The organism is Halomonas sp. SIMBA_159 (assembly GCF_046536035.1).
GTDB lineage: Bacteria > Pseudomonadota > Gammaproteobacteria > Pseudomonadales > Halomonadaceae > Vreelandella > Vreelandella venusta_A.
On the sequence record NZ_JAWJBT010000861.1, the window covers coordinates 1 to 262 of the forward strand.

Annotated in this window: 1 protein-coding gene; it reads left to right on the forward strand. The window is 45.0% G+C overall.

Annotated features, from left to right (window positions below; all coding sequences use genetic code 11):
• Positions 1 to 222, forward strand: a 222-nt coding sequence (locus R0J87_RS21690; RefSeq protein ID WP_498888891.1) for an adenine nucleotide alpha hydrolase family protein, incomplete at its 5' end; no start/stop codon positions are given.
• Between the last annotated feature and the right edge of the window lie 40 nt (positions 223 to 262).

Sequence of the window (262 nt, forward strand, 5' to 3'; positions counted from 1 at the left end):
GTATTGCAGCAAGGAGGGGCAGAGATTAACTATCGCATTAAGACCATTGCTTATGATCCCACGGCAGAAGTGATTATTCGGGCTGCGCGATCATTTGATTTGGTTGTGCTGCGATCGCTGCGTCGTCGTACGGCAGGAGGGTTAGCGGTTAGTGATGTCATGACAGAAGTTGTTAATTCTCTAACTTGTTCTTTAATTTTGTTTGGTGAACCTCATTCATAATCAAAAAAGCCCTCTGCGGGAGAGGGCTAATCATTGATTG